22 protein-coding genes are annotated in these 22,247 nt (G+C 72.6%); 10 read left to right on the forward strand and 12 right to left on the reverse strand.

Translation table 11 applies throughout. The features are described from left to right. The first annotated feature begins 4 nt into the window (after positions 1–4). The gene (locus QCD66_RS31305; RefSeq protein WP_375735442.1) at positions 5–1,123 is read left to right on the forward strand and encodes an acetate/propionate family kinase; all 1,119 of its coding nucleotides are present in this window, start codon (positions 5–7) and stop codon (positions 1,121–1,123) included. 23 nt (positions 1,124–1,146) lie between these two features. Here the strand turns inward: QCD66_RS31305 and QCD66_RS31310 are convergent, their stop codons facing one another. Then, on the reverse strand, positions 1,147–1,311 hold the full coding sequence (locus QCD66_RS31310; protein ID WP_357533190.1) for a hypothetical protein: 165 nt from the start codon (positions 1,309–1,311) through the stop codon (positions 1,147–1,149). A gap of 208 nt (positions 1,312–1,519) precedes the next feature. On the opposite strand from QCD66_RS31310, the gene QCD66_RS31315 reads away from it, so the two are divergent. Continuing rightward, positions 1,520–2,443 (forward strand): alpha/beta hydrolase family protein, encoded by a 924-nt coding sequence (locus tag QCD66_RS31315; RefSeq protein ID WP_375735441.1) that lies wholly within the window; start codon positions 1,520–1,522, stop codon positions 2,441–2,443. Between the two features lie 177 nt (positions 2,444–2,620). Beyond that, the gene (locus QCD66_RS31320; RefSeq protein ID WP_375735440.1) at positions 2,621–3,601 is read left to right on the forward strand and encodes an alpha/beta hydrolase family protein; all 981 of its coding nucleotides are present in this window, start codon (positions 2,621–2,623) and stop codon (positions 3,599–3,601) included. A gap of 164 nt (positions 3,602–3,765) precedes the next feature. Here the strand turns inward: QCD66_RS31320 and QCD66_RS31325 are convergent, their stop codons facing one another. From QCD66_RS31325 to QCD66_RS31340, 4 genes are all read right to left on the reverse strand, one after another. Next, positions 3,766–5,016, reverse strand: a complete 1,251-nt coding sequence (locus QCD66_RS31325; protein WP_375735439.1) for a hypothetical protein — start codon at positions 5,014–5,016, stop codon at positions 3,766–3,768. A 415-nt stretch (positions 5,017–5,431) separates the two neighbouring features. Next, complete coding sequence (locus tag QCD66_RS31330) at positions 5,432–6,385, reverse strand: zinc-binding dehydrogenase (protein ID WP_364218226.1); 954 nt, start codon at positions 6,383–6,385, stop codon at positions 5,432–5,434. Between the two features lie 197 nt (positions 6,386–6,582). After that, on the reverse strand, positions 6,583–7,788 hold the full coding sequence (locus QCD66_RS31335; protein ID WP_364218224.1) for an NADP-dependent malic enzyme: 1,206 nt from the start codon (positions 7,786–7,788) through the stop codon (positions 6,583–6,585). Positions 7,789–7,927: 139 nt separating this feature from the next. Beyond that, the gene (locus QCD66_RS31340) at positions 7,928–8,251 is read right to left on the reverse strand and encodes a S26 family signal peptidase (RefSeq protein WP_364218222.1); all 324 of its coding nucleotides are present in this window, start codon (positions 8,249–8,251) and stop codon (positions 7,928–7,930) included. Positions 8,252–8,335: 84 nt separating this feature from the next. Here QCD66_RS31340 and sodN point away from each other — a divergent pair, with 84 nt between their 5' ends. The 3 genes from sodN (at position 8,336) to QCD66_RS31355 (ending at position 9,739) form a co-directional block, all read left to right on the forward strand. After that, the gene (gene sodN, locus QCD66_RS31345; protein WP_357533201.1) at positions 8,336–8,740 is read left to right on the forward strand and encodes a superoxide dismutase, Ni; all 405 of its coding nucleotides are present in this window, start codon (positions 8,336–8,338) and stop codon (positions 8,738–8,740) included. A gap of 65 nt (positions 8,741–8,805) precedes the next feature. Then, positions 8,806–9,249 carry a GNAT family N-acetyltransferase gene (locus QCD66_RS31350; RefSeq protein ID WP_375735452.1) on the forward strand — a complete coding sequence of 148 codons (444 nt, stop codon included), beginning with the start codon at positions 8,806–8,808 and terminating at the stop codon, positions 9,247–9,249. A 106-nt stretch (positions 9,250–9,355) separates the two neighbouring features. Further along, a complete protein-coding gene (locus QCD66_RS31355) occupies positions 9,356–9,739 on the forward strand; it encodes an ATP-binding protein (RefSeq protein ID WP_357533202.1) in 384 nt (127 codons plus the stop codon). Between the two features lie 12 nt (positions 9,740–9,751). Here the strand turns inward: QCD66_RS31355 and QCD66_RS31360 are convergent, their stop codons facing one another. Next, positions 9,752–10,147 (reverse strand): hypothetical protein, encoded by a 396-nt coding sequence (locus QCD66_RS31360; protein ID WP_364218219.1) that lies wholly within the window; start codon positions 10,145–10,147, stop codon positions 9,752–9,754. Between the two features lie 42 nt (positions 10,148–10,189). Here QCD66_RS31360 and QCD66_RS31365 point away from each other — a divergent pair, with 42 nt between their 5' ends. Together QCD66_RS31365 and QCD66_RS31370 are read left to right on the forward strand one after the other, a co-directional pair. Continuing rightward, entirely contained in the window at positions 10,190–11,140 is a 951-nt protein-coding gene (locus QCD66_RS31365; RefSeq protein ID WP_357533206.1) for a diacylglycerol kinase family protein, read from the forward strand. Between the two features lie 426 nt (positions 11,141–11,566). Then, entirely contained in the window at positions 11,567–11,824 is a 258-nt protein-coding gene (locus QCD66_RS31370; protein ID WP_212826726.1) for a WhiB family transcriptional regulator, read from the forward strand. A gap of 174 nt (positions 11,825–11,998) precedes the next feature. Here QCD66_RS31370 and QCD66_RS31375 read toward each other — a convergent pair whose 3' ends face one another. From QCD66_RS31375 to QCD66_RS31390, 4 genes are all read right to left on the reverse strand, one after another. Then, positions 11,999–12,793, reverse strand: coding sequence for a CbiX/SirB N-terminal domain-containing protein (locus tag QCD66_RS31375; protein ID WP_364218216.1), 795 nt, complete (start codon positions 12,791–12,793; stop codon positions 11,999–12,001). Continuing rightward, complete coding sequence (locus QCD66_RS31380; RefSeq protein ID WP_364218214.1) at positions 12,777–13,532, reverse strand: phosphoadenylyl-sulfate reductase; 756 nt, start codon at positions 13,530–13,532, stop codon at positions 12,777–12,779. Before QCD66_RS31380 ends, QCD66_RS31375 begins: the two co-directional genes overlap by 17 nt. Next, positions 13,529–13,684 (reverse strand): hypothetical protein, encoded by a 156-nt coding sequence (locus QCD66_RS31385; protein WP_364218212.1) that lies wholly within the window; start codon positions 13,682–13,684, stop codon positions 13,529–13,531. Before QCD66_RS31385 ends, QCD66_RS31380 begins: the two co-directional genes overlap by 4 nt. 135 nt (positions 13,685–13,819) lie before the next feature. Next, the gene (locus QCD66_RS31390; RefSeq protein ID WP_364218210.1) at positions 13,820–15,547 is read right to left on the reverse strand and encodes a nitrite/sulfite reductase; all 1,728 of its coding nucleotides are present in this window, start codon (positions 15,545–15,547) and stop codon (positions 13,820–13,822) included. Positions 15,548–15,925: 378 nt separating this feature from the next. Between QCD66_RS31390 and QCD66_RS31395 the strand changes: the two genes are divergently transcribed. Then, the gene (locus QCD66_RS31395; protein WP_407567263.1) at positions 15,926–17,488 is read left to right on the forward strand and encodes a glycosyltransferase family 39 protein; all 1,563 of its coding nucleotides are present in this window, start codon (positions 15,926–15,928) and stop codon (positions 17,486–17,488) included. Between the two features lie 138 nt (positions 17,489–17,626). On the opposite strand, the gene QCD66_RS31400 is transcribed toward QCD66_RS31395, so the two are convergent. Both QCD66_RS31400 and QCD66_RS31405 read right to left on the reverse strand, forming a co-directional pair. Beyond that, positions 17,627–19,144 carry a histidine kinase N-terminal domain-containing protein gene (locus QCD66_RS31400; RefSeq protein WP_364218208.1) on the reverse strand — a complete coding sequence of 506 codons (1,518 nt, stop codon included), beginning with the start codon at positions 19,142–19,144 and terminating at the stop codon, positions 17,627–17,629. 24 nt (positions 19,145–19,168) lie between these two features. Then, entirely contained in the window at positions 19,169–20,203 is a 1,035-nt protein-coding gene (locus QCD66_RS31405; protein WP_364218416.1) for an SIS domain-containing protein, read from the reverse strand. A gap of 218 nt (positions 20,204–20,421) precedes the next feature. On the opposite strand from QCD66_RS31405, the gene QCD66_RS31410 reads away from it, so the two are divergent. Then, positions 20,422–22,242: a tetratricopeptide repeat protein gene (locus QCD66_RS31410; protein ID WP_375735451.1), complete on the forward strand. Its 1,821-nt coding sequence runs from the start codon at positions 20,422–20,424 to the stop codon at positions 22,240–22,242. Positions 22,243–22,247 lie beyond the last annotated feature (5 nt).

A 22,247-nucleotide genomic window follows, 5' to 3' on the forward strand; every position in this document is an offset into this window, starting at 1 on the left:
GACCATGCGAATCCTGGTCTTGAACTCCGGGTCGTCGTCGGTCAAGTTCCGGTTGTACGACGGCGACCGGGTCGTGGACCGGGGCATCGTCGAACGGATCGGCGAGCCGGGCGACGCCCCGGAGGATCACGAAGCCGCCCTCGCGCAGATCATGGGCGGGCTCGACCTGGGCGGGCTGGCGGCGATCGGGCACCGGGTCGTGCACGGCGGACTGCGGTTCGCCGAGCCGACGCTGATCGACGACGAGGTCGTGGCCGGGATCCGGGAACTTGTCCCGCTCGCCCCGCTGCACAATCCGGGCAACCTGGCCGGGATCGAGGTGGCCCGGCGACTGCTGCCGGACGTACCGCAGGTGGCGGTCTTCGACACCGCCTTCCACCGCACCCTGCCGCCGGAGGCGGCGACGTACGCCATCGACGCCGAGGTGGCCCGTGCGAACAGCATCTACCGGTTCGGCTTCCACGGCACGTCGCACGCGTACGTCTCCCGGCGGACCGCGCGGCTGCTCGGCCGCGACCCGGCCGACACCAACACGATCACCCTGCACCTGGGCAACGGCGCCAGCGCGTGCGCGGTCGAGGGCGGGCGCAGTGTCGCCACCTCGATGGGCCTGTCCCCGCTGGAGGGGCTGGTGATGGGTACCCGCAGCGGGGACATCGATCCCGCGGTCGTCTTCCATCTGCGCCGCACCGCGGGGATGAGCGTCGACGAGATCGACGACCTGCTCAACCAGCGCAGCGGGCTGGTCGGGTTGTGCGGCGTCAACGACATGCGTGAGGTGCTGGCCCGGCGGGCCGCCGGTGACGGGGCCGCCGCGCTCGCCTTCGCCGTCTACTGCCGGCGGATCCGGTCGTACGTCGGCTCCTACTACGCCCTGCTGGGCCGGCTCGACGCGATCACCTTCACGGCCGGGGTCGGCGAGAACGCCGCCGAGGTGCGGGCGGCGGCACTGGACGGGCTGGAGCGGCTGGGGATCGCCGTGGACGCCGGGCGCAACACGGCCGGGTCCGGGGAACGGGTCGTCTCGCCCGACGGTTCGCCGGTGGCGGTCTGCGTCGTGCCCACCGACGAGGAGGGCGAGATCGCCGAGCAGACCCGGAGCGTCGTGGCCGCGCGCGGCTGACCGCGCTCCCCTGGGACCTGGGGTCAGCCCAGCGCCAGCCAGCCGACCAGGGCGAGCAGCACGACCGCCGCGACGGCCGCACCGATGATCAGGGGCAGCTTCGACGACGATTCGGCCGGTTCCGCCGTCTGTGTGAAGGCCTGGAAGGCCTCCGTGTTCCCGCTCGGATCCACGTACTCGTCAGACATGGGCACGACCCTAGCGAAGTCGGGTCCGGTTGTGGGTCCGCTCCCGTCGGCGTGGCGTACCCCCTTTCCGACCGGCGACTTCCCGACACCGCAATTGATCACGATCAGCGCCGGCCGGCCGATGATCGGGACAACACCATCCGGCCGGCCGGCGCAGGGGAACCGGAAAGCTGGCCTCGCCGCGCCGGCCCGCCCTTACCTTCTAGGCGTGGGCACCAAACGGCTGGTCACAGCACTGATCATCGGTCTTGTGCCGGTGCTGCTCGCTGGCTGCGCCCCGGCGGTCGGGAAACCGGCGCAGGCCGGAACACCCCGTGCCGCCGCCGGGCCGCAGGTGAGCTATCCGGTCGGGGTGCGGACCCTGGACCTGCGCCGGGGTGCGGCCCGGCCGCTGCCCACCACTGTCTGGTATCCGTCGGCCGGCCCGACCGGCCCGACGCCCCGGGTCGACGCCGAGGTCGCCGCCGGGCGTTTCCCGATCGTGCTCTACAGCCACGGGTTGGACAGCCTGCCCGATCTGCACCGGGCGGTGACGACCCGGCTGGCGGCCGCCGGGTTCGTGGTCGTGGCGCCGGCATACCCGTACACCAAGCGCGGCAGCCGGCGGTTCGACCGGGACGACGTACGGCACCAGCCGGCCGATGCCCGTCACGTGATCCGTCAGCTCAGCCGGCTCGACCGGGTGCCGGGCGACCTGTTCGCCGGCCGGTTGGACACCGCGAACATCGCCGCCGCCGGGCACTCGGCGGGCGGCTTCACCACCGCCGGGCTCTTCACCGACGGCCACGCCGAGCAGTGGCGGGGCGGGATCGTGATCGCCGGCGGTTCCCGGGTGGCGTTCGGCGGCACCGCCGCGCCGATGCTTTTCGTGCACGGGAGCGCCGACCCGATCGTCAAGGCGGCACGGGGCCGGGCGGCGTACGACCGGGTGCCGTGGCCGAAGGCGTTCCTGACCCTGGTCGGGCAGGACCACGGCACCTACCTGACGCCGGGGCGGCCGGGCTTCGCCCAGACGATGGCCGCGACGACCCACTTCCTGCGCTGGATCCTCCAGGGCGACCAGGCCGCCCGGCAGAAGATCGCGGACGCGGCCCACCTGACCGGCGTAACCGAATTCGAGAACCGCCTCTGACACCCCGCCGGCCGCGCCGGACGCCGCGTCGATCATGGGGATACTTCGGGCATCTCGCCCCGCCGAAGCCACAACTTCTCCTTGATCGGCGCGCAAGGGCGCCTCGGGGCGGGTAGCCGGCTGCCGGCGTGGCCGTTGGCCGGACGGGACGGGTGGGTGGCGAGGCACAATCGAGCGATGCCCCGACGCTCCCGCCGTATCCCGATCCTGGTCACCGCGCTGCTGGCGGTGACGGTCGCCGGCTGCTCGCCGCAGCCCACGCCGAACTCGGGCGGCACGACGGACGCCCCGTCCGCGCCGGCACCGGCCACCGCGAGCGCCGCACCGGTCACGCCCGGGGCCGCGCCGGCCGAGCCGTTCGCGGTCGGCGTACGGCAGCTCGACCTCGCCCGTGACGGCCGGGCCCTGCCGGTGACGGTGTGGTATCCGGCGGCCGGCGAACCCGGCGGTACGCCCCGCAGCGGCGCGCGGGCGGCGACCGGCCGCTTCCCGGTGGTCGCGTTCAGTCACGGCCTCACCGGCACGCCCCAGGAGTACGCCGCGGTACTCACCCGCTGGGCCGCGGCCGGCTTCGTGGTGGCGGCGCCCCGCTTCCCGAAGACCAGTGGTACGGCCACCCAGCCGGACGTCTTCGACGTGCTGAACCAGCCGGCCGACGTGTCGTACGTGGTGACCGAGGTGCTGGCGCTCGGCGGGCGCGACGGCGATCCGCTCGCCGGCCGGCTGGCAACCGACCGGGTGGCCGCCGCCGGGCACTCCGCCGGTGGCATCACCACGCTGGGGCTCTTCACCCTGGCCCGGGACGAGCGGCTGGACGCCGGGATCGTGCTCGCCGGCAGTGCGCTGGGGGTCGGTACGACGTTCAGCGGACCTGCCGCTCCGCAGCTTTTCGTGCACGGGGAGTTGGACGAGGTGGTGTCGTACGCCTCCGGCAAGGCCGCGTACGACCAGGTGCCCTGGCCGAAGGCGATGCTGAGCCTGCCCGACGGCGACCACGGCCGCTCGCTGCTGCGCACCGGCGATCCGGCGTTCGAGGTGGTGGTCGAGACGACGACGGACTTCCTGCGCTGGACGCTCTACGGCGATCCGGACGCCCGCCACCGGCTGCCGGACGGGGCCGGCCGCAACGGGGTCGCCGCCTTCGACGACCGGCTCTGACCGGCACGGCTCGCGCGGTCGCGTACCCGGCCCTGGGACGGCGACCCGCTGGGACGGCGGGCGCCCGGCCGACCGGGAGGTGTGCGTGGACGAGCCGCGGGGCCGTACGGATCGCACGGCCCCGCGGTCCACCGGGGAGGGCGTCGAACTGCTTGTCGGTCCCGCTACTTGACGGGTTTGCGGTTGTCGGCGAACACGTTGGTGGCCGACTCCCAGGTGATGCCGGACTGCTGCGGCCGGGCGATGACGCCGTAGCGGTAGTCACGGCCGTAGACGTTGTTGCGGATGACGATGTTGGCGGCGTTGAGATCCTCGCGGACCCCGATGGAGTAGTTGCCGCCGTTGCAGTAGTTTCGCTCGAAGGTCAGGTTCGACACGATCGGCCCGGTCGTCGAACCGATCATCAGGCAGGCGTTGAACGGATCCCGCGTCGTCGGGTTGTACGCCTCCAGCGTGTTGCCGCGCACCACGATGTTGGACGCCCCGGTGGTCTGGAGTACGTCGTTGTGCGAGCCGGAGACCCGGGTCAGGTGGTGGATCCAGGAGTCCTCGATCCGGACGTTGCTGCCGAGCCGTGGCCCGTCGATGACGTTGGTGATCTCGACCCGGCGCAGGGTGTAGTCGCCGCAGCAGACGGCGGCCGAGTTCTTGCCCTGCCCGTTGATCTCGACATCCTCGACGACCAGGTTCTTCGCCCCGTTGGTCCGGATCGAGTACGTCCCGCCGCAACTGATCCGCGAGTTGCGGATGACCACGTTCTTCGCGGTGACGGTGACGCAGCCGTTGATGTTGAGGCCGCTGATGACCTGGCCGTCGCGGGAGGCGGTGATGCCGCCGGAGTTCTTCAACGTCACGCCGGCCGGCACGCCGGTGTTGTGCGGTCCGGGGAAGGACGCCGGGATGCCGCCGCCGGCCGGGGGTGGCGGGGCGGACGTCGTGGTACGGGTCGGCTTCGGGGCCGGCGCGGTCGACGTCGTGGCGCTCGGCGTCGGGGACGGGGACGGGCTCGGCGCGGTCGACCTGGTCGGTGACGGGGCCGGCGCGGGCCGGCCGCCGGAGTCCGAGCCGACCGAGACGGGCTTGCCGTTCCATGTCGAGTCCACGATGACGGCCGGCGCCGAGTCGGAATACATGAATCCGTTCTTGCAGCCGAAAAGGTCGACCCGGCGGGCGGTGTAGTTGCCGAACACGACACCGTTGGTCTTCGCCGCCTCGCAATAGATCTTGGTGTCCTCGATGACGGTTCCAGTGAAGCCACTGAATACGCGCAGCGTATGATTGCCGGCGTAACGCAGAGTGGCGTTCCTGATTGTCACATTGTTCGCTTTGATGTGCAGATAACCATTGATCTTCTCGCCGTCGATGACGGTGCCGGCGCGGGTCACCGTCACGGAGTCGCCGCGACTACCGGCCACGGCAACCCCGATACCCGTCACAGCAAGGCCGACCGTGGTCAGGACAACCAGCAGTGTGCGGGTCGGACGACGGAGCACCCGGGGCTCTGTCGGGCGCCGGTGGGTGGCTCGCCCGGTGCTCCTGTGCGCTGCCGAGAACTTCAAGATCTGACTCCTTCGAACACAATCGTTCGCGATGATCAGAGTTACGAACGGACCGACTCTACCCGGCCCGGGAAGTTCATCAGTTGCACAGCGGCAAGGACGCCCGTCGAACCTTTAGTTTTCTTTAGGTCACCCTTTACTGAAGCTTATTTGTTCTTTTCCAGCCTCTTATGCTCCCTTAGTGTCCGTTTTGAAACGCCGCATAGGTCCGGATTACAGATTGCGGAACGAGCGTGGTCCACACCGGTCCGCCCAGGGGTCGGTGGACCGGTCAGCGGGTGTGGTCGAGCACGACCTTGCCGAAGACGTTTCCGGAGTGCAGCCGGGCGAACGCCTCCCCCACCGCGGAGAACCCATGCACGCTGTCGACCACCGGTCGCACCGACCGGTCCCGACACAGGGCGAGCAGGTCACGCAGCTCGGCCGGGGTGCCCATCGACGTGCCCAGGATCTCCAACTGCATGGCGAAGACCCGCCGCAGGTTGACCTTCGGCTCGTGTCCGGCGGTCGCACCGGAGACGACGATGCGGCCGCCCGTCGCGGCGGACTTCAGCGAGTGGTCGAACGTCGCCGCCCCGACGGTCTCGATCACCACGCCGACCCGTTCCGGCAGGCGGGCGCCGGGTTCCAGCGCCGTCGCCCCCAGTCCGGCGATCCGGTCCCGCTTGGCGGCATCGCGGCTGGTCGCGTAGACCCGCTTGCCGAGCGCGAGGGCGAGCACCACGGCGGCGGTGGCGACCCCACCGCCGGCCCCCTGCACGAGTACCGCCTCGGCCTCGTCGACCCGCCCCTTCGTGGTGAGCATCCGGTAGGCCGTAAGCCAGGCCGTCGGCAGGCAGGCCGCGTCGGTGAACGACAGCTCCGCGGGCTTGGGCACCAGGTTGGCGCGCGGCACCGCCACCCGCTCCGCGAAGGTGCCCTGGTGGTGCTCGGACAGGATGGACATGCCCCGGGGATCCGCCGGGGTCGGCACCACCGGGTAGACGACCACTTCGTTGCCCCGGTCGTCGATCCCGGCCGCGTCGCAGCCGAGGATCATCGGCAACTGCGCGGCGCCGAGGCCGACGCCGCGCAGTGACCACAGGTCGTGGTGGTTGAGCGAGCTGGCCCGCACCTCGACGGTCACCCAGTCGTCGTCGGGCAGCACCGGTTCGGGCCGGTCGCCGACGGCAAGGGCCGCGAGCGGGTTGTCATCGTCGAACTTCGAGGCGTAGGCGGCGCGCATGTCCGGACGCTAGCAGCGCCCCCGACCCCCTTCAAGATCATGCACTCTCGATCACGGTGATCAGGGACCAAGCCGGGCGTGTCCTCGGTGTGTCGTGCGACGTACTCCCTGATCACCCGGATCTTGACGGCCCGAACGGACCGGGCCCCGACGAAACTGGGGCCGGCCCGTTCGGGCCGGCCCCAGTTCGGAAACCGTCAGGCGCGGGCGACGCCGTCGCGACGGGCGGCGGCGGCCACGGCGGCGGCGACCGCCGGAGCCACCCGGGGGTCGAGCGGCGAGGGCACGATCGCGTCGGCGCTCAGCGCCTCGGCGACCACGCCTGCGATCGCGTCCGCCGCGGCGACCTTCATCCCGTCGGTGATCGCGGTCGCCCGGGCGTCGAGCGCCCCCCGGAAGATGCCCGGGAAGGCGAGCACGTTGTTGATCTGGTTGGGGAAGTCGCTGCGGCCGGTGGCGACCACGGCGGCGTGCCGGGCGGCCACGTCGGGGTGCACCTCGGGGGTCGGGTTGGCCAGGGCGAACACGATGCCACCCGGCGCCATGCCGGCGACCGCCTCCTCGGCGATCTGGCCGCCGGACACCCCGATCAGCACGTCCGCGCCAGCCAGCGCGTCGGCGATGCCGCCGGTACGGCCCGCGGAGTTGGTGAGTTCGGCGAGTTCGGCCTTCGTCGGGCCGAGGTCGGCGCGGTCGCGGTGGATGATCCCGCGGGAGTCGCAGACGACGGTGTCACCGGCGCTGACCCCGCCGGCGAACAGCATCTTCGCCACCGCCACCCCGGCCGCGCCGGCGCCGCTGATCACCACCCGCAGGTCGCCGAGCTTGCGGTCGAGCAGGGCGGCGGCGTTGCGCAGCGCGGCGAGTACGACGATCGCGGTGCCGTGCTGGTCGTCGTGGAAGATCGGGATCGGCAGCGCCTCGTCGAGCCGGCGCTCGATCTCGAAGCAGCGGGGCGCGCTGATGTCCTCCAGGTTGATGCCCCCGAACGACGGTGCGAGCGCGGTGACCACCGAGACGATCTCGTCGACGTCCTGGGTGTCGAGGCAGATCGGCACCGCGTCGACGCCGCCGAACTGCTTGAACAGGACCGCCTTGCCCTCCATGACCGGCATCGCCGCGCGGGGGCCGATGTTGCCCAGCCCGAGTACGGCGGAGCCGTCGGTGACCACCGCGACCGTGTGCGAAACCCACGTGTAGTCGTCGACGAGCGACTCGTCGGCGGCGATCGCCTCACACACGCGGGCGACGCCGGGGGTGTAGGCGAGTGAGAGATCCTCCCGGCTGGTGAGCGGCACGGTCGAGGCGACGACCATCTTGCCGCCCCGGTGCAACTCGAAGACCGGGTCGCCGTCCAGCGAGGGAGCGACGGTATCGGAAGGGTCCACAATAGACGAAGACATGGTGACTCCTGGAGCGTCGAGCGTACGGTCCGACCGGCTCGGGTGCTAGGTCTGCGCTGGCCGGCGGTGCGGCGCGGGGGTCACCCGGTTCACGGCAACCGAGCATAGTGTCGGCCCCGGAAGGCGCCTGTGACCAGGGTCATACCGGTCGGTAACGCGGCCGTCCGGGCCTCGGCCAGTAGCGCAACAGGACCCGACCGCGTACGTCGGCTACGCCGTACGCACGGGAGTCGTCGGTCACCAGCTCGTTGTCACCGCGTACCCACCAACCGCCGTCGTCGGCACGGACGGCGCGCTTGACGACCAGCAGGTCCGGCCGGGTCCGGAAGGTCGCCACCACGATGTCGCCAGGTCGGACCGCGCGCCCCCCGCGCCGGACCAGCAGGAGGTCGCCGTGCCGCAGCGTCGGCGCCATCGACGGTCCCCTGACCAGTACGGCGAACAGCCCGAACGGGTTCGGCACAGGTTTCACCTCCGTCCCGCGGGGCACGGGTCTCAGGAGTAGTGTCGGCTCGGATCATCGCAAACATCTCATGGAGGCGTCCTGATGCGACTTCCACGCATTCTTACCCCGCGCACCGTCGTGAGCGCGCACTGCGACCTGCCGTGCGGTGTCTACGACCCGGCCCAGGCCCGCATCGAGGCCGAGTCGATCAAGGGCATCATCGAGAAGTACCAGGCGAACGAGGACCCGGAGTTCCGCACCCGGGCGCTCATCATCAAGGAGCAGCGCGCCGAGCTGGTCAAGCACCACCTGTGGGTGCTGTGGACCGACTACTTCAAGGCCCCGCACTTCGAGAAGTACCCGCACCTGCACCAGCTCTTCAACGAGACCACCAAGCTGGCCGGCGCGTCCGGCGCCAAGGGCTCGACCGACCTGGCCAAGGCGGACGAGCTGCTCCAGAAGATCGACGAGATCGCGAAGATCTTCTGGGAGACCAAGCAGGCGTGACCGGAGCCCCACCCGGCCCGACCGTACGGCCGGCACGTCCCGCTGACGTGCCGGCCGTCGTCGCGATGGTGCACGAACTCGCCGAATACGAGCGGGCGCCGGAACTGTGCCACCTGACCGAGGCGCAACTGTCGGCCGCGCTCTTCGGCCCCCGACCCGCGCTGTTCGGTCACGTGGCGGTCGACGCCGCCGACACGCCGGTCGGCTATGCCCTGTGGTTCCTCAACTTCTCCACCTGGGAAGGCGTGCACGGCATCTACCTGGAGGACCTCTACGTACGGCCGGCGGCCCGGGGCACCGGCGCGGGCCGGCTGCTGCTGTCGACGCTGGCCGGCATCTGCGTGGCGCGCGGTTACGCCCGGCTGGAGTGGTGGGTGCTCAACTGGAATCCGGCCCGCGACTTCTACCACGCCATCGGCGCGGGGCCGATGGACGAGTGGGTGCCCTACCGCCTGACGGGCCCGGCGCTCGTCACCCTCGCCGCGGCGGTCACCCCGCCGGTGGGGTAGCCCGTCCCCCTTTCGGCACCGCCGCGCACGAGGGGTGCTCCGGGGCGGTAGAGTCCGCCATCGGGGGGAGGGCATGGTGGGCCAGCTCGCGACAGACTTCCAGCCGATGGTCGATGACGACATCGTGCTGTTGACCGTGCCCGCCGACGGTGGTTACCTCGGCGTGCTCCGTACGGCTACCGCCGGGCTCGCCGCCCGGCTCCAGTTCGCCCTCGACGAGATCGAGGATCTGCGGATCGCGGTCGACGAGGCGTGCGCCATGCTGCTCGCCATCGCCCCCCGGGGCACCGAGCTGCGGTGCCGCTTCGCGGTGACCGACGACGCGCTCACCGTCGAGGTCACGGTCCCGACGGTGCCGGAGGCCCGGCTGCCGTCGGAGTCGTCGTTCGCCTGGAAGGTGCTGACCGCCCTGACCACGTCGGCCTCGGCGACCGCGTCGGGCAGCGAGGCGACGATCAGGCTGCTCAGCCGCCGCGCCACCGCACACTGACGGCCGGCCCGGCTACCCCAGCCCGAGCGCCCTGGTGGTCGGCGGGCTCACCAGCAGCGCGGTCACCAGCAGACCGAGCACGATCAACGGCAGCCCCAACCAGGCCAGGCCGCCCTGGATCATGTAGTAGCCGACCGGCAGCAGCATGAGCTGGAGCACGATCGCCGGCGCCCGTGCGCCGGCCCGGCGCCGTCGCAGCGCCACCGCGAGCGCCCAGAGGGCCAGCGCCCCGGCGACCGCGAACGCGGTCAGCAGCAGCGCGGTCGCGAGATCGTTGGCGGTGGCGGTCAGGTCCTGCCAGACGAGGTAGGCCGCGACCAGGCCGAGCGCGACCGCCTCACCGATCAGCAGCCGTACGGCCCAGCGCAGTGGCGGCGGTGGTGGGGCCGCCTGGTCCGAGGTCGTCACGGCGCCACGATACCCGCGCCGGTGCGCGGTACAGTCCCGGGAATGCGGGCCCTCCTGGTGGTCAATCCGAAAGCCACCACGACCAGCGAACGCGGCCGTGACGTGCTCGTCCGGGCGCTCAGCACCGAGGTCGACCTCACGGTGCGCTACACCCGTCGGCGCGGCCACGCGGTGGCGCTCGCCCGGGAGGCGGCCGAGCAGGGCATCGACCTGGTGGTGGCGCTGGGCGGCGACGGCACGGTCAACGAGACCGTGAACGGTCTGATGACCGCGGCGCCGCCCACCGTCGACCCGGCGCAGCCGCCGGCGACCCGGTTGCCGGCCCTGGCGGTGGTGCCCGGCGGGTCGACGAACGTCTTCGCCCGTGCCCTCGGCCTGCCGAAGGGGTGGGCGGAGGGCACCAGCGTGATCCTGGAGGGACTGCGGCTGGGCCGCTACCGCACGATCGGGCTGGGGCTGGCCGACGACCGCTACTTCACGTTCTGCGCGGGGTTCGGGCTGGACGCCGAGGTGATCCGGCGGGTCGAGGGCGCCCGCCGGCGCGGTCGGGTGTCGACGCCGGGGCTCTACATGCGTTCGATCCTCAACCGCTACTTCCTGGCGTCGGACCGCCGGCATCCGGCGATGACGCTGGAGCGGCCGGGCGAGGAGGACGTGCCGGAGCTGGCGACGGCGATCATCCAGAACACCGCGCCGTGGACCTACCTCGGTGACCGGCCGGTGAACCCCAACCCGAACGCCTCCTTCGACCTGGGGCTCGACGTGCTGGCGCTGCGCCGGCTGCGGGTGCCGACCACGGCGTTGACGATGGCGCAGTTCATCACCCGCGACGCCGGCCCGCAGGGTCGGCACGTGCTGCGGCTGCACGACCTGGCGGAGTTCACCCTCGTGTCGGACCGCCCGCAGGCGTTCCAGCTCGACGGCGACTACCTCGGCGAGCGGGAGAAGGTCCGGTTCACAGCTGTGACGGACGCGTTAAGAGTAATCTGCTGAGACGTGGGTAAGCGGTGTTGCGACCGGTCGCACAAGAGCGCCGCGAGACACCTGCCTGATATGCCTGCAATGTCGGGCGGACTGTACTACATTGACTAGTGGCTGTGGCACACCGGTTGCCGGCAAGCGCTGGAAATCGGACAAAGGGGTCGTGAGCTTGCTCACCCGTTCAGATTTTTTCTGAGCGCCACCCTTGACATCGCCAGAGTTCGTGAAAGCATTCACAAGCGAACTGAGTTACCGGGATGTTGCGCGGACGTGCCCATTGCGGCACGCGCCGATCGATCTCCCAAGGTTTTCAAAGCTTGCTCACGCACTGCTGATCCGACGGCTGCACTCCGTCGCGCACCAGCCGTGCGGATGCATATAGGAAATAAAGATCAGCGTGTTTATCACCACCGATCAAGAATGAGGAGTGTTGCCGCCATGGACTGGCGCCACCATGCTGCCTGCCGCGATGAGGACCCGGAGCTGTTCTTCCCGATCGGGACGTCCGGCCCCGCTCTGCTGCAGGTGGAGCAGGCCAAAGCCGTCTGTCGGCGCTGCCCCGCGACCGACGAGTGCCTCAAGTGGGCGCTCGAATCCGGTCAGGACGCCGGCGTCTGGGGCGGAATGAGCGAGGAAGAGCGGCGCGCCGTTAAGCGCCGCGGTGGCCTTCGGGTCCTGCGCGCTCACTCCGCCTGACCAACGAGCTTCACAGCGAAACGCCCCGGGTACTCCCGGGGCGTTTCGCTGTATCTGAGTTCTGTACACCTTTAGCTACGCAGCGGGTGCGTCCCGGCGAATGCGAACCGCCGAAGGATCGGCACCCCATCGAACGCCGACTATTCACTCGGTAACGGTGAGGAATACGGGCAGTCAGGCCGCGAGGAGTGGTATCGGAGATCTGCCGGCCAATTCCACCCGCGCGAGGACCAGCCGGGCGATTTCCGGAGCGCCCTCCAGTGGCCCGGCGACGCCGACCGCACCCGCCGACCGCGCCGCCGCGGCCGCCTCGGCGTACAACCGTCCGGGGGCGAGGAAATACGCCGCCATCCCGACCCGATGGGCGCCACGGGCCCGGAGCCGGGCGACCGCCGTACCGACGGCCGGCGGCGCGGCGGACGCGTACGCGGCCACACAGGGCACTCCCAGGGCCGTGCCGAGCGCGGCCGCCGCCAGGTCGACCGTGGCCCGCGCCGCCGCGTCCCGGGTGCCCGCGGCGGCGAGCACCACGGCGTCGAACCCCGTGCCGGCCGCGGCCAGCCGCCGCACCAGCCCGGCCAGCAGCCACCGGTCGACGATCCCACCGGCCGGCCCGAGCACCTCGGTGACCCGTACCGGGATCCGCAGCCCGGCCGCGTAGGCGTCGGCAACCGCCGCCGGCACGTCGACCCGGCCGTGATAGGCGGCGGTGAGCAGCAGCGGCACCAGCGTGGCCCCGGGGTGCCCGGCGGCGGCCAGGGCGTGCAGCACGTCGGCGGGGCGCGGCGTGGTGTGGTCCAGGTAGGCGGGATGGACCGCGACGGCCGGGTCGGCGGCCTCGACCGCACGCGCCAGCGCGCGGGTGGCGGCGGCCGCCCGGGGATCGCGGCTGCCGTGGGCGACCAGGACGACCGGCGACGCCGTCAGCCGGCCGCTGCGACCACCGGAACGGTCAGGTGTGGAGGCCACACTCGGTCTTCTCGAACATCGCCCAGCGGCCCGCCCGGGGGTCCTCGCCGGCCTTCGTACGCCGCGTGCACGGCCAGCAGCCGATCGAGGTGTAGCCCTGCCGGAACAACTCGTTCACCGGCACGTTCCACCGCGAGATGTACGCGTCGACGTCGCCCTGGGTCCACGCCGCGATCGGGTTGACCTTCACCCGGCCCCGGCGGGCGTCGAACGTCACCACCGGCGTGTTGGCGCGGGTCGGCGACTCGTCGCGGCGCAACCCGGCCGCCCACGCGTCGTAGTCGCCGAGCGCCCGCTCCAGCGGTTCCACCTTGCGCAGCGCGCAGCACTCGTCGGGCGCCTTCGAGAACAGCCGCGGGCCGTACTCGCCATCCTGCTGGCCGACGGTCATCCGGGCCCGGATCGACCGGACGTTGACCGGCAGCGTGCGGGCGACCGTGTCGCGCACCTTCAGCGTCTCCGGGAAATGCAGCCCGGTGTCGAGGAAGACCACGTCGACGCCGGGCGCGACCCGCGACACCAGGTGGGCCAGCACCGCGTCGGCCATCGAACTGGTGACACAGAACCGGTCACCGAACTCCTCCGCCGCCCAGCGGGCGATCTCCTCGGCCGGGGCGCCCTCGAGTTCGCGGGCCGCCTCCTCGGCGAGCGACTTCAACTCCTCGGGACGCCGGCGCGCCGGTGCGACCGGTCCGGCGAGACTGACCAGGCCGAGGTCCGTGGCGGAAACCGGGATCATCGGGTCACCCCCTTCGTGAGCAGGCCGTTGAACTTCACGGTGAAGACCCGGGCGCAGGCGTGGCACTCCCAGGCGCCGTGCGACTCCTCGTTGGGCCGCAGGTTCTCCTCGCCGCAGTAAGGGCAGTACAGCGGCGCCGCCCGCTCGCTCACGACGTCACCTCGCTGCGCTCGGCGCCGCCGTGTCCGCCACTGAGCCCCATGGCTCGCTCGCTACGCTCACTCACGACGTCACCTCGCTGCGCTCGGCGCCGCCGTGTCCGACGCGGAGCCCGATGGTTCGCTCGCTCACCGCAGTTCCTCCTCGTCGACGCGGACGACCCAGTCGGCGAACGACTCGCCGTCGGTCCGGCCGGCCAGGTAGCGGCGGGCCAGCCGCTCGACGTACTCCGGAAGCTCCTCGGCGGTGGTCTTGAGACCGCGCAGCTTGCGGCCGAACCCGGCGGTCTGGCCCTGGGCCATGCCGAGGCCGCCGCCCAGGTGCACCTGGTAGCCCTCGACCTGGCGACCGTCCGGGCCGACCACGAGCTGGCCCTTCAGGCCGATGTCGGCGACCTGGGTGCGGGCGCAGGCGTTCGGGCAGCCGTTGATGTGGATCGAGATGTCGGCGTCGAACTCGCGCAGCCGTTCCTCCAGCCGGGCGACCAACTCCATGCCGCGGGCCTTGGTCTCGACGATCGCGAGCTTGCAGTACTCGATGCCGGTGCAGGCCATCGTGCCGCGCCGCCACGCCGACGGCCGGGCCTCCAGCCCGATCTCCCGTAGCGCGGTCACCAGCGGCTCGACCCGGTCCGACTCAAGATCAAGAACCAGGAGCTTCTGGTACGGCGTCAGCCGTACCCGGTCGCTGCCGGCGGCTTCCACCACGTCGGCGAGCCGGGCGAGCTGCGATCCGGAGACCCGGCCGACGACCGGGGCGGCGCCGACGTAGGACCGGCCGTCCTTCTGCTCGTGCACCCCGATGTGGTCGATCGGCTTGCCGGGCAGTTCGGGCGCCGGCCCGTCGAGCATGGTCCGGCCGAGGTACTCCTTCTCCAGGATCTCCCGGAACTTCTCCACGCCCCAGTCGGCGACCAGGAACTTCAGCCGGGCCCGGTGCCGCAGCCGACGGTATCCGTAGTCGCGGAAGATCGACACCACGCCGACCCAGACGTCGGGCACCTCGCTGAGCGGCACCCAGACGCCGAGCCGCTGGGCGAGCATCGGGTTGGTGCTCAGCCCGCCGCCGACCCAGAGGTCGAAGCCGGGGCCGTGCTCGGGGTGGTCGACGCCGACGAACGAGACGTCGTTGACCTCGTACGGCGTGTCGGCCAGCCAGGAGATCGACGACTTGAACTTGCGCGGCAGGTTGGAGAAGGCGGGGTCGCCGACGTAGCGGGCCACGATCTCGTCGATGGCCGACGTGGGGTCGAGCAGTTCGTCGGCGGCCACCCCGGCGACCGGGCTGCCGAGCACGATGCGCGGGCAGTCGCCGCACGCCTCGGTGGTCTCCAGGCCGACGGCCTCCAGCCGGCGCCAGATCTCCGGCATGTCCTCGACCCGGATCCAGTGCAGCTGGATGTTCTGCCGGTCGGTGATGTCGGCGGTGTCCCGGGCGAACTCCTGCGAGATGTCCGCGATGACCCGCAACTGGGCCAGGTTGAGCTGTCCGCCGTCGATGCGGACCCGGAGCATGAAGTATTCGTCTTCCAGTTCGTGCGGCTCCAGCACGGCGGTGCGTCCGCCGTCGATGCCGGCCTTGCGCTGGGTGTAGAGGCCCCACCAGCGGAACCGGCCGCGCAGGTCCTGCGGGTCGATCGAGGCGAAGCCGCCCCGGGCGTAGATGTTCTCGATCCGGGCCCGTACGTTGAGCGGGTTGTCGTCCTTCTTCGTCCGCTCGTTGGGGTTGAGCGGCTCGCGGTGGCCGACCGCCCACTGCCCCTCGCCACGAGGTTTACGGGCCGCCCGGGCGGCCGGGCGCGGGGCTGCCGTGCCGCCGGACGCGCCGGCGCGGGTCGGGGTGTCGCTGACCGCCATCGCGGCGTCCTCCTGCTTGGGGATTGCTCTGCGGTGGACACGCGGTGTGCGAGCGGCCGCCCCGCCTGTGATGCGGGGCCTGACGACGTCGGTGTCGGGAGCCGGCGCGGTGCGCGCCCGAGAGAGAGTTTCGGGCGGGGTCAGTGGGCCGGACAGATGGCGCTGCGGACGCGGCCGTAGTCCACGTGGCGGCGTGCCACGAGACGGCGGTCGACAGCGTCGGTCATGCCGACCATGCTGCCACACCCGGGTCCCACCAGCCAGAGTGTGCGGTTTCGATCCCACATGACGGTCCGGCTGTGGGAGGCTTCACAACAGGCGGGAAATAGCCGACCAATCAGAGCCAATGCCTTCTAGAGGGGCATTTTGCCACTTCGGATCGCGTCACGCGGCGACCCTCGACCGGGCCGTACGGCATGGTGGTGGCCGGCCCTGGCGACACTGGCGGTGACCCTGGTCCAACTCGGCCGGCCGCAGCCCTGGCGGGACGAGCTGGCCACCTGGAGCGCCGCCACCCGCGACCTGCCCGACCTGCTCCGGATGGCCCGGACCGTCGACGCCAGCGCGACGCCGTACTACCTGTTCATGCACGGCTGGACCGGCCTCTTCGGTGACTCCCCCACCGCGCTGCGGCTGCCGTCCGCCCTGGCGATGACCGCCGCCGCCGCGCTGGCCGCGGTCCTCGGCGGTCGCCTCCTCGGTCCCGGCACCGGGCTGCTCGCCGGGCTGCTCTTCGCCGTCGTGCCCAGCACCTCCCGGTACGGGCAGGAGGCCCGGCCGTACGCGCTCGTCACGATGCTGGCCGTGCTGGCCACCCTGCTGCTGGTCCGGGCGATCGACCGGCCCGGGTGGTGGCGCTGGCTCGCGTACGGGCTCGCGGTGGCCGGGCTCGGCCTCGGTCACCTCGTCGCGGCGACGCTGCTCGCCGGCCATGCCGTCGCCGTCCTGCTCGCCCTGCGGCGGACCCGGGACCGGCGCCTGCTGCGCTGGCCGGTGGCCCTGCTGCCGGCGGTGGCGGCGGTCACCCCGCTGGTGCTGCTCGGCGGCGGGCAGCACCAGCGGCAGCTCGACTGGGTGGGCCGGCCCGGCCTCGGCGAACTGGTGCGGTTTCCCGGCGGGGTGACCGGCGCGGCGGCGGTCGGCGGGGCGCTGGCCGTGCTGGCCGCCCTCGGGCTCGCCACGCTGCTCCAGCGGGCCGGTACGGCCGACGGAGCCGCCCGGCCCGATCCGGCCGGTGCGGACAGCGACGCCGGCACGGGTGACCCGGGCGGCCCGGCCGCCGCCCACCCAGGCCGCATCGGGCGGCGGGGGTGGGCGGTGGTGCTCGGGGCGTGCGTGCTGCTGCCGGTTGCCGTGCTGTTCGTCGCGGGGCTGGTGACCCCGCTGTGGGTGCCCCGCTACCTGGTCTTCACCGTGCCGTTCGCCGGCCTGCTCGCGGGTGCCGCCCTGGCCGCCGTCGACGTGCGCGCCGCGCTGCCGGTGGTCGCCGTGGTCGCCGTACTCGGTGGGCCGGAACAGGCCGGCATGCGCCGGACCCACGAGTGGCCGCGGACGCGGCCGGTCGACTACGCCGCCGCGGCGCGGATCATCGACGCGGGCGACCGGTCCGGCGACGCCGTCGTCTACTCGCCCCGCGACGGCTGGCGGTTCCTGGACCTCGCGCTCGCCTACCACCTGCGCGACGGACGGCCGGACGACCTGCTCGCGGTCCGGGACCCGGTACGCGCCGGCAGCCTGTGGGCCGACGAGTGCGCCGATCCGGCCCCCTGTCTGGCGCCGGCCGGCCGGGTATGGCTGCTGCTCTCCGGCGAGCACGGCGCCGATCCGCTGGCGGCGGTGCCGGAGCCGAAGGCGGGCGCGCTGCGGGCGGGCTTCACCGTGGACCACACCTGGACCGTCGACGGCCTGACCGTCGCCCTGCTGTCACCCACCCCCCGCTGACCCCGCCCCGGGTCCTCGCCGCAGATCCGCAAGATCGTCGTGATCAGGGAGTTTGCACCCCGCCGCGCCGACGACACGCCCGACCTGGTCCCTGATCACGCGGATCATGGGGGGAAGAGAAGAGAAGAGGAGAGGGCGTCAGCGTTTGGTCAGCGGGACTACCAGGATCGCCTCGGTGCCGCCCTCGGCGCGGTTGCGCAACTCGATGGTGCCGCGCAGCTCGCCGGTGGCCAGGGCGCGGACGATCTGCAGGCCGAGCCGGCCACCCCGCTCGGCGTCGAAGTCGGCCGGCAGGCCACGACCGCTGTCGGCCACCGTCGCGTGCAACTGCTTGCGGAACCGGTAGGCCGAGACCACGACCTCGGCCGGCGCGGCGGCCGCCGATTCCTCGCCGGGTGGCGGAAACCCGTGCTCGACCGCGTTGAGCAGCAACTCGTTGAGCACCATCGCGAGCGAGGTGGCGATCTCGGCCGGCAGGACCCCGAAGGTGCCCTCCCGGCGCATCCGGATCGGGGTCTCGGTGCTCGCCACCTCGGCCGCCGCGACCGCGATCCGGTCGATGATCTGGTCGAACTCCACCTCTTCGTCGGTCGACATCGACAGCGTCTCGTGGACGATCGCGATCGACGCGACCCGGCGTACGGACTCCTCCAGCGCCGCCTTCGCCGCCGGGATGCCGACCCGCCGGGCCTGGAGGCGCAGCAGGGCGGCGACCGTCTGCAGGTTGTTCTTGACCCGGTGGTGGATCTCCCGGATGGTGGCGTCCTTGGTGATCAGCGCCCGGTCGCGCCGGCGTACCTCGGTGATGTCACGGACCAGGACCAGCGCGCCGATCGGCACCCCGGCGGGCATCAGCGGCAGGGCACGGGTGAGCACGGTGGCGCCCCGTGCGTCGATCTCCTGCCGGCTCGGCGCCTCGCCGCCCAGCGCGGCGAGCACCCGGTTGGCGGCCTCGGTGCCCTCCAGCGGGTCGTCGGCGAGCCGGCCGCTGAGCGCCGCCAAGTCCTCGCCGACCAGGTGCGACGCGAACCCCAGCCGCCGGTAGGCGGACTGGGCGTTGGGGCTGGCGTAGGTGACCTTGCCGCTGGCGTCGAGGCGGACCAGGCCGTCGCCGACGCGCGGCGCCGACGTGGTCTCTCCCGGCCGGCGCGGTGGCGGGAAGGTGCCGTCGGCGACCATCTGGGCGAGGTCGTCGGCGGTGGTGAGGTAGTTCAGTTCGAGCTGGCTCGGGGTGCGGGCGGTGGACAGGTTGGTGTCCCGGCCGATGACCGCGATCACCTCGCCGGACTCGCCGTCGGCGGCCCGCAGCCGGACCGGGATCGCCTCGTGCCGGGCCGGGGTGTCGCCGTACCAGACGGGGTCGCCCTCCCGCCAGATCCGGCCCTGTCGGTAGGCGATGGTCAGGTGGGCGACCTCGGGCCCACCGACGATCCGGCCGACCTGGTCGTCGAGGTACGCCGTCGGCGCGGTCGTCGGGCGCACCTGGGCGACGCACAGGAACGACTCGGCGTCCTCGTCGATCGGCACCCAGAGCAGCAGGTCGGCGAAGGACAGGTCGGAGAGGAGCTGCCAGTCGCCGGCGATGCGGTGCAGGTGGTCGATGTCGACCGGGCGCAGCCCGGTGTGCTCCTCGACGAGGTCACGCAGCGTGGACACCGGGACAGCCTCCCACGGGTGGCGTCAGAGCGTCGACGTGACCTTCTTCAGGCCGCGTGGCGCGTCCGGGTCCTCGCCGCGGGCCAGCGCCAGGGCCAGCGCGAGCTGCTGCACCGGCAGGATGTCGAGCAGCGGGGCGTACCTCTCGTCCACCGGCGGCACGGCGATCCGGCTGGCGGACCCGGCGACGTCGCCGGGTCCGATCGCGACGACATCGGCCCGGCGTTCGCCGAGCTTGGCCAGCACCTCGCGCATCGACTCCCCGCCGGGACCGGCACCGACGACGGCCAGCACCGGCACGTCCGGGTCGGCCATCGCGAGCGGCCCGTGCAGCAGGTCGGCGCCGGAGAACGCGAGTGCGGGCAGGTAGGACGTCTCCATCAGTTTCAGCGCGGCCTCGCGGGCGGTCGGGTAGGCGTACCCCCGGCCGGTGGTGACCATCCGGGCGGCGAACCGGTAGCGCGGCGCGAGACCGCGGGCGGTCGGGTCGTCGAGCAGCCGGGCGGCGAGGTCGGGCAGCGCGGCCAGGGCGTCGCGTTCCTCGGCGGGCAGTACGCCGTCGCCGGCGCGTACGCCTTCGACGAGCATGAGCAGGGCGAACAGTTCGGCCGTGTACGTCTTGGTGGCGGCGACCGCGCGCTCGTGCCCGGCGGCGACGTCGATGGCGAGTTCGGCGGTCTCGGCCAGCGGCGACGACGGGTTGTTGGTGACGGCGAGGGTGAGCGCGCCGGAGGCCCGCGCCACCCGGAGCACCTCGGTCAGGTCGGGTGAGCCGCCGCTCTGGCTGACCCCGACGACGAGGGCGTCGGACAGGTCGGGGCGGGCGCCGAAGACGGTGACGGCGCTCGGCGAGGCGAGGCCGGCGGGCAGGCCGAGGCGGATCTCGGTGAGGTACGCGGCGTAGAGCGCGGCGTGGTCGGAGGTGCCCCGGGCGGTGAAGACGACGTGCCGGGGGCGGCGGGCGGCGACGGCGGCGGCCACCTCGGCGATCGGGTCGGCGTGGACCGGCTCCAGCAGGCGGGCGTAGCCGGCCGGCTGTTCGGCGATGTCGGCGGCCATGCCCGCGCCGGGCTGTGGGACCGGATTCTCCCCCATGTCGACCTCCCCGCTCATGCGCGCTTCCCGCGCGTTTCATGCGCAGCTTTGCACGGTACAGCCAAATCTCGCAACTATTCGCGCAGCAATGCGCAGTGGATCACGCTCTTCGCCGGCATGGCCTAGGCTGCGCAAGCCCGGAGCCCGATCGGAGAACGAGGAACCACGACGTGTCCGAGGGAATGAACGACCCCCGCCTGTCGGCGGAAGGGGAGCTGGCACTCGCCCGGCTGGCACTCGACGAAGGCGACCTGTCGCACGCCGCCGACCACGTCGCCGGAGCGGTCGCCCACGCCCCCACCATGCCCGAGGTGCACGAGGTACTCGCCCAGTTCGCCGTACTCCCCGGGGGCGGGGTCCCCCTCTTCCCCGTCGACGACCACGTCTTCATCGGCACCGCCGTCGCCCGCGCCCACCTGCTCGCCGCCGCCGGGCGGCCCGGCGAAGGGCTCGAACTGCTCGCCGCGGCCACCGGCCACGCCCCCGGCGGCGACTGGGCCGGGGTGCCCTGGGTCGCCGCGCCCGAACTGCCGGCCCGCCTCGAACCCGACCTGCTGGCCCGGATCATGATGCAGGTCTGCGCCGGCATCGGCGACCCGGTGCCGGAAGCCGACCGGGCGCCGCTGCTGCCGTACCTGGCACTGGCCCGGCACTCGGTCGACGAGTATCCGGGCCACGGGCTGCTGCTCGGCGCGGCGTCCGCGCTGGCCCGCCGGCTCGGCGAGGTCACCCTCGCCGTCGAGTGGGCGAGCCGGGGCGTGGCCGCCCTGCCGTCGAAGCTCTCCGAGGTCTGGCTCGGCTACGCCTACCGCAGCGCGGGCCGCACCACCGAGGCGATCGAGGCGCTGCGCCGGGCCGTCGAACACGACCCCGACGACCTGTCCGTGTACGCCGACATCGCCGGCACCCTCGCCGACCACGGCCGGCTCGACGAGGCCATCGGCTGGACGGACCGGGCACTGGCCAAGGACCCGACGTTCGACTGCGCCGTACACACCGCACACCGGCTGCGCTACCGGCGTGACGGCGACCTCGCCCACCTGGTGGCCCTGGCTGACTTCCAGCGCGACCACCCCGACAACTCCCACGAGCACAACGACCTCGCCGAGTGCTGCCAGGACCGGCCGTGGCTGGGCCACCTGCCGACCGCCGCCGAGGCGGTCGCCAACGTGCTGCGGCAGGCACTCGCCGAACAGGCGACCCCGCACCGGCTGACCGTCAGCGGCCTCGAGCCGCCGAGCGCGATGCGTACGGTCGCCACCGCCCTGCCCGACGCCGAGGTGGTGGTGACCGGGATCGGCGAACCCGACATCCGGCGGCCGCGCCGCGCCGGCACCCGCCAGCTGTGGCGCTACGAGGGCACCACCGCCAGCCCGGCACTGCCCCCGCCTTCGGCGGCTGCCGGTGAACGCGTACGTCATCTCGCCTACCCGGCGTGGCCACACCCGCCGGCCGCGTACGACCGCGCCGTCACCCTCGCCGCCGTCGACATCGACGACCTGCTGGGCCTGCTGGTGCACCCGCCGCCCGTACCCGACACCGAACTCGGGGCGGCGCTGGCGAAACACGACCCGGCACTGTGGGTACGGTGCGTGCAGGTCTGGGCCTGCCTCGGCCTGCTGCACCACCGCACCGACGAGCCGTGGCCGGAGTCGACCCGCCGCCGGGTGCTGGTCGACCTGCTCTGGGGCGTCGAGGACTGGACCACCGAGGCCGCCCTGTTCGCCCTGGTCACCGCGGCCTGGGTCGACCCGTCCGTACGCGCCGACGTGGCCGGCGTGGTGGCCGAGCGGCTGGCCGACGGGGTGACGGTGGCGAACACCCGGCCGGTGACGATCAACTGGTCGCTGGCGCAACTCGCCCTGGCGACCCCCGGGCTCGACAACGCCGCCGCGGCGACCGCCGCCCGGCTGATCGTCGAGGAGACGTCGGCCATGGAATCGGCGACGGCCCGGGGCGGGCCGTTGCGCCGCCTGCGCCGCTGGCTGACCGGACGCGGCTGAGCCGC

Origin of the sequence: Polymorphospora sp. A560 (assembly GCF_045781765.1) — a bacterium.
Taxonomy (GTDB): Bacteria; Actinomycetota; Actinomycetes; order Mycobacteriales; family Micromonosporaceae; genus Polymorphospora; species Polymorphospora lycopeni.

Coding starts and splice junctions, on each gene's coding strand:
- QCD66_RS31410 (WP_375735451.1), top strand. CDS start 20,422: ATGAACGACCCCCGCCTGTCGGCGGAAGGGGAGCTGGCACTCGCCCGG.
- QCD66_RS31355 (WP_357533202.1), top strand. CDS start 9,356: ATGGTCGATGACGACATCGTGCTGTTGACCGTGCCCGCCGACGGTGGT.
- QCD66_RS31365 (WP_357533206.1), top strand. CDS start 10,190: ATGCGGGCCCTCCTGGTGGTCAATCCGAAAGCCACCACGACCAGCGAA.
- sodN (WP_357533201.1), top strand. CDS start 8,336: ATGCGACTTCCACGCATTCTTACCCCGCGCACCGTCGTGAGCGCGCAC.
- QCD66_RS31370 (WP_212826726.1), top strand. CDS start 11,567: ATGGACTGGCGCCACCATGCTGCCTGCCGCGATGAGGACCCGGAGCTG.
- QCD66_RS31380 (WP_364218214.1), bottom strand. CDS start 13,532: ATGATCCCGGTTTCCGCCACGGACCTCGGCCTGGTCAGTCTCGCCGGA.
- QCD66_RS31335 (WP_364218224.1), bottom strand. CDS start 7,788: ATGTCTTCGTCTATTGTGGACCCTTCCGATACCGTCGCTCCCTCGCTG.
- QCD66_RS31320 (WP_375735440.1), top strand. CDS start 2,621: ATGCCCCGACGCTCCCGCCGTATCCCGATCCTGGTCACCGCGCTGCTG.
- QCD66_RS31390 (WP_364218210.1), bottom strand. CDS start 15,547: ATGGCGGTCAGCGACACCCCGACCCGCGCCGGCGCGTCCGGCGGCACG.
- QCD66_RS31405 (WP_364218416.1), bottom strand. CDS start 20,203: ATGGCCGCCGACATCGCCGAACAGCCGGCCGGCTACGCCCGCCTGCTG.
- QCD66_RS31350 (WP_375735452.1), top strand. CDS start 8,806: ATGGTGCACGAACTCGCCGAATACGAGCGGGCGCCGGAACTGTGCCAC.
- QCD66_RS31310 (WP_357533190.1), bottom strand. CDS start 1,311: ATGTCTGACGAGTACGTGGATCCGAGCGGGAACACGGAGGCCTTCCAG.
- QCD66_RS31305 (WP_375735442.1), top strand. CDS start 5: ATGCGAATCCTGGTCTTGAACTCCGGGTCGTCGTCGGTCAAGTTCCGG.
- QCD66_RS31330 (WP_364218226.1), bottom strand. CDS start 6,385: ATGCGCGCCGCCTACGCCTCGAAGTTCGACGATGACAACCCGCTCGCG.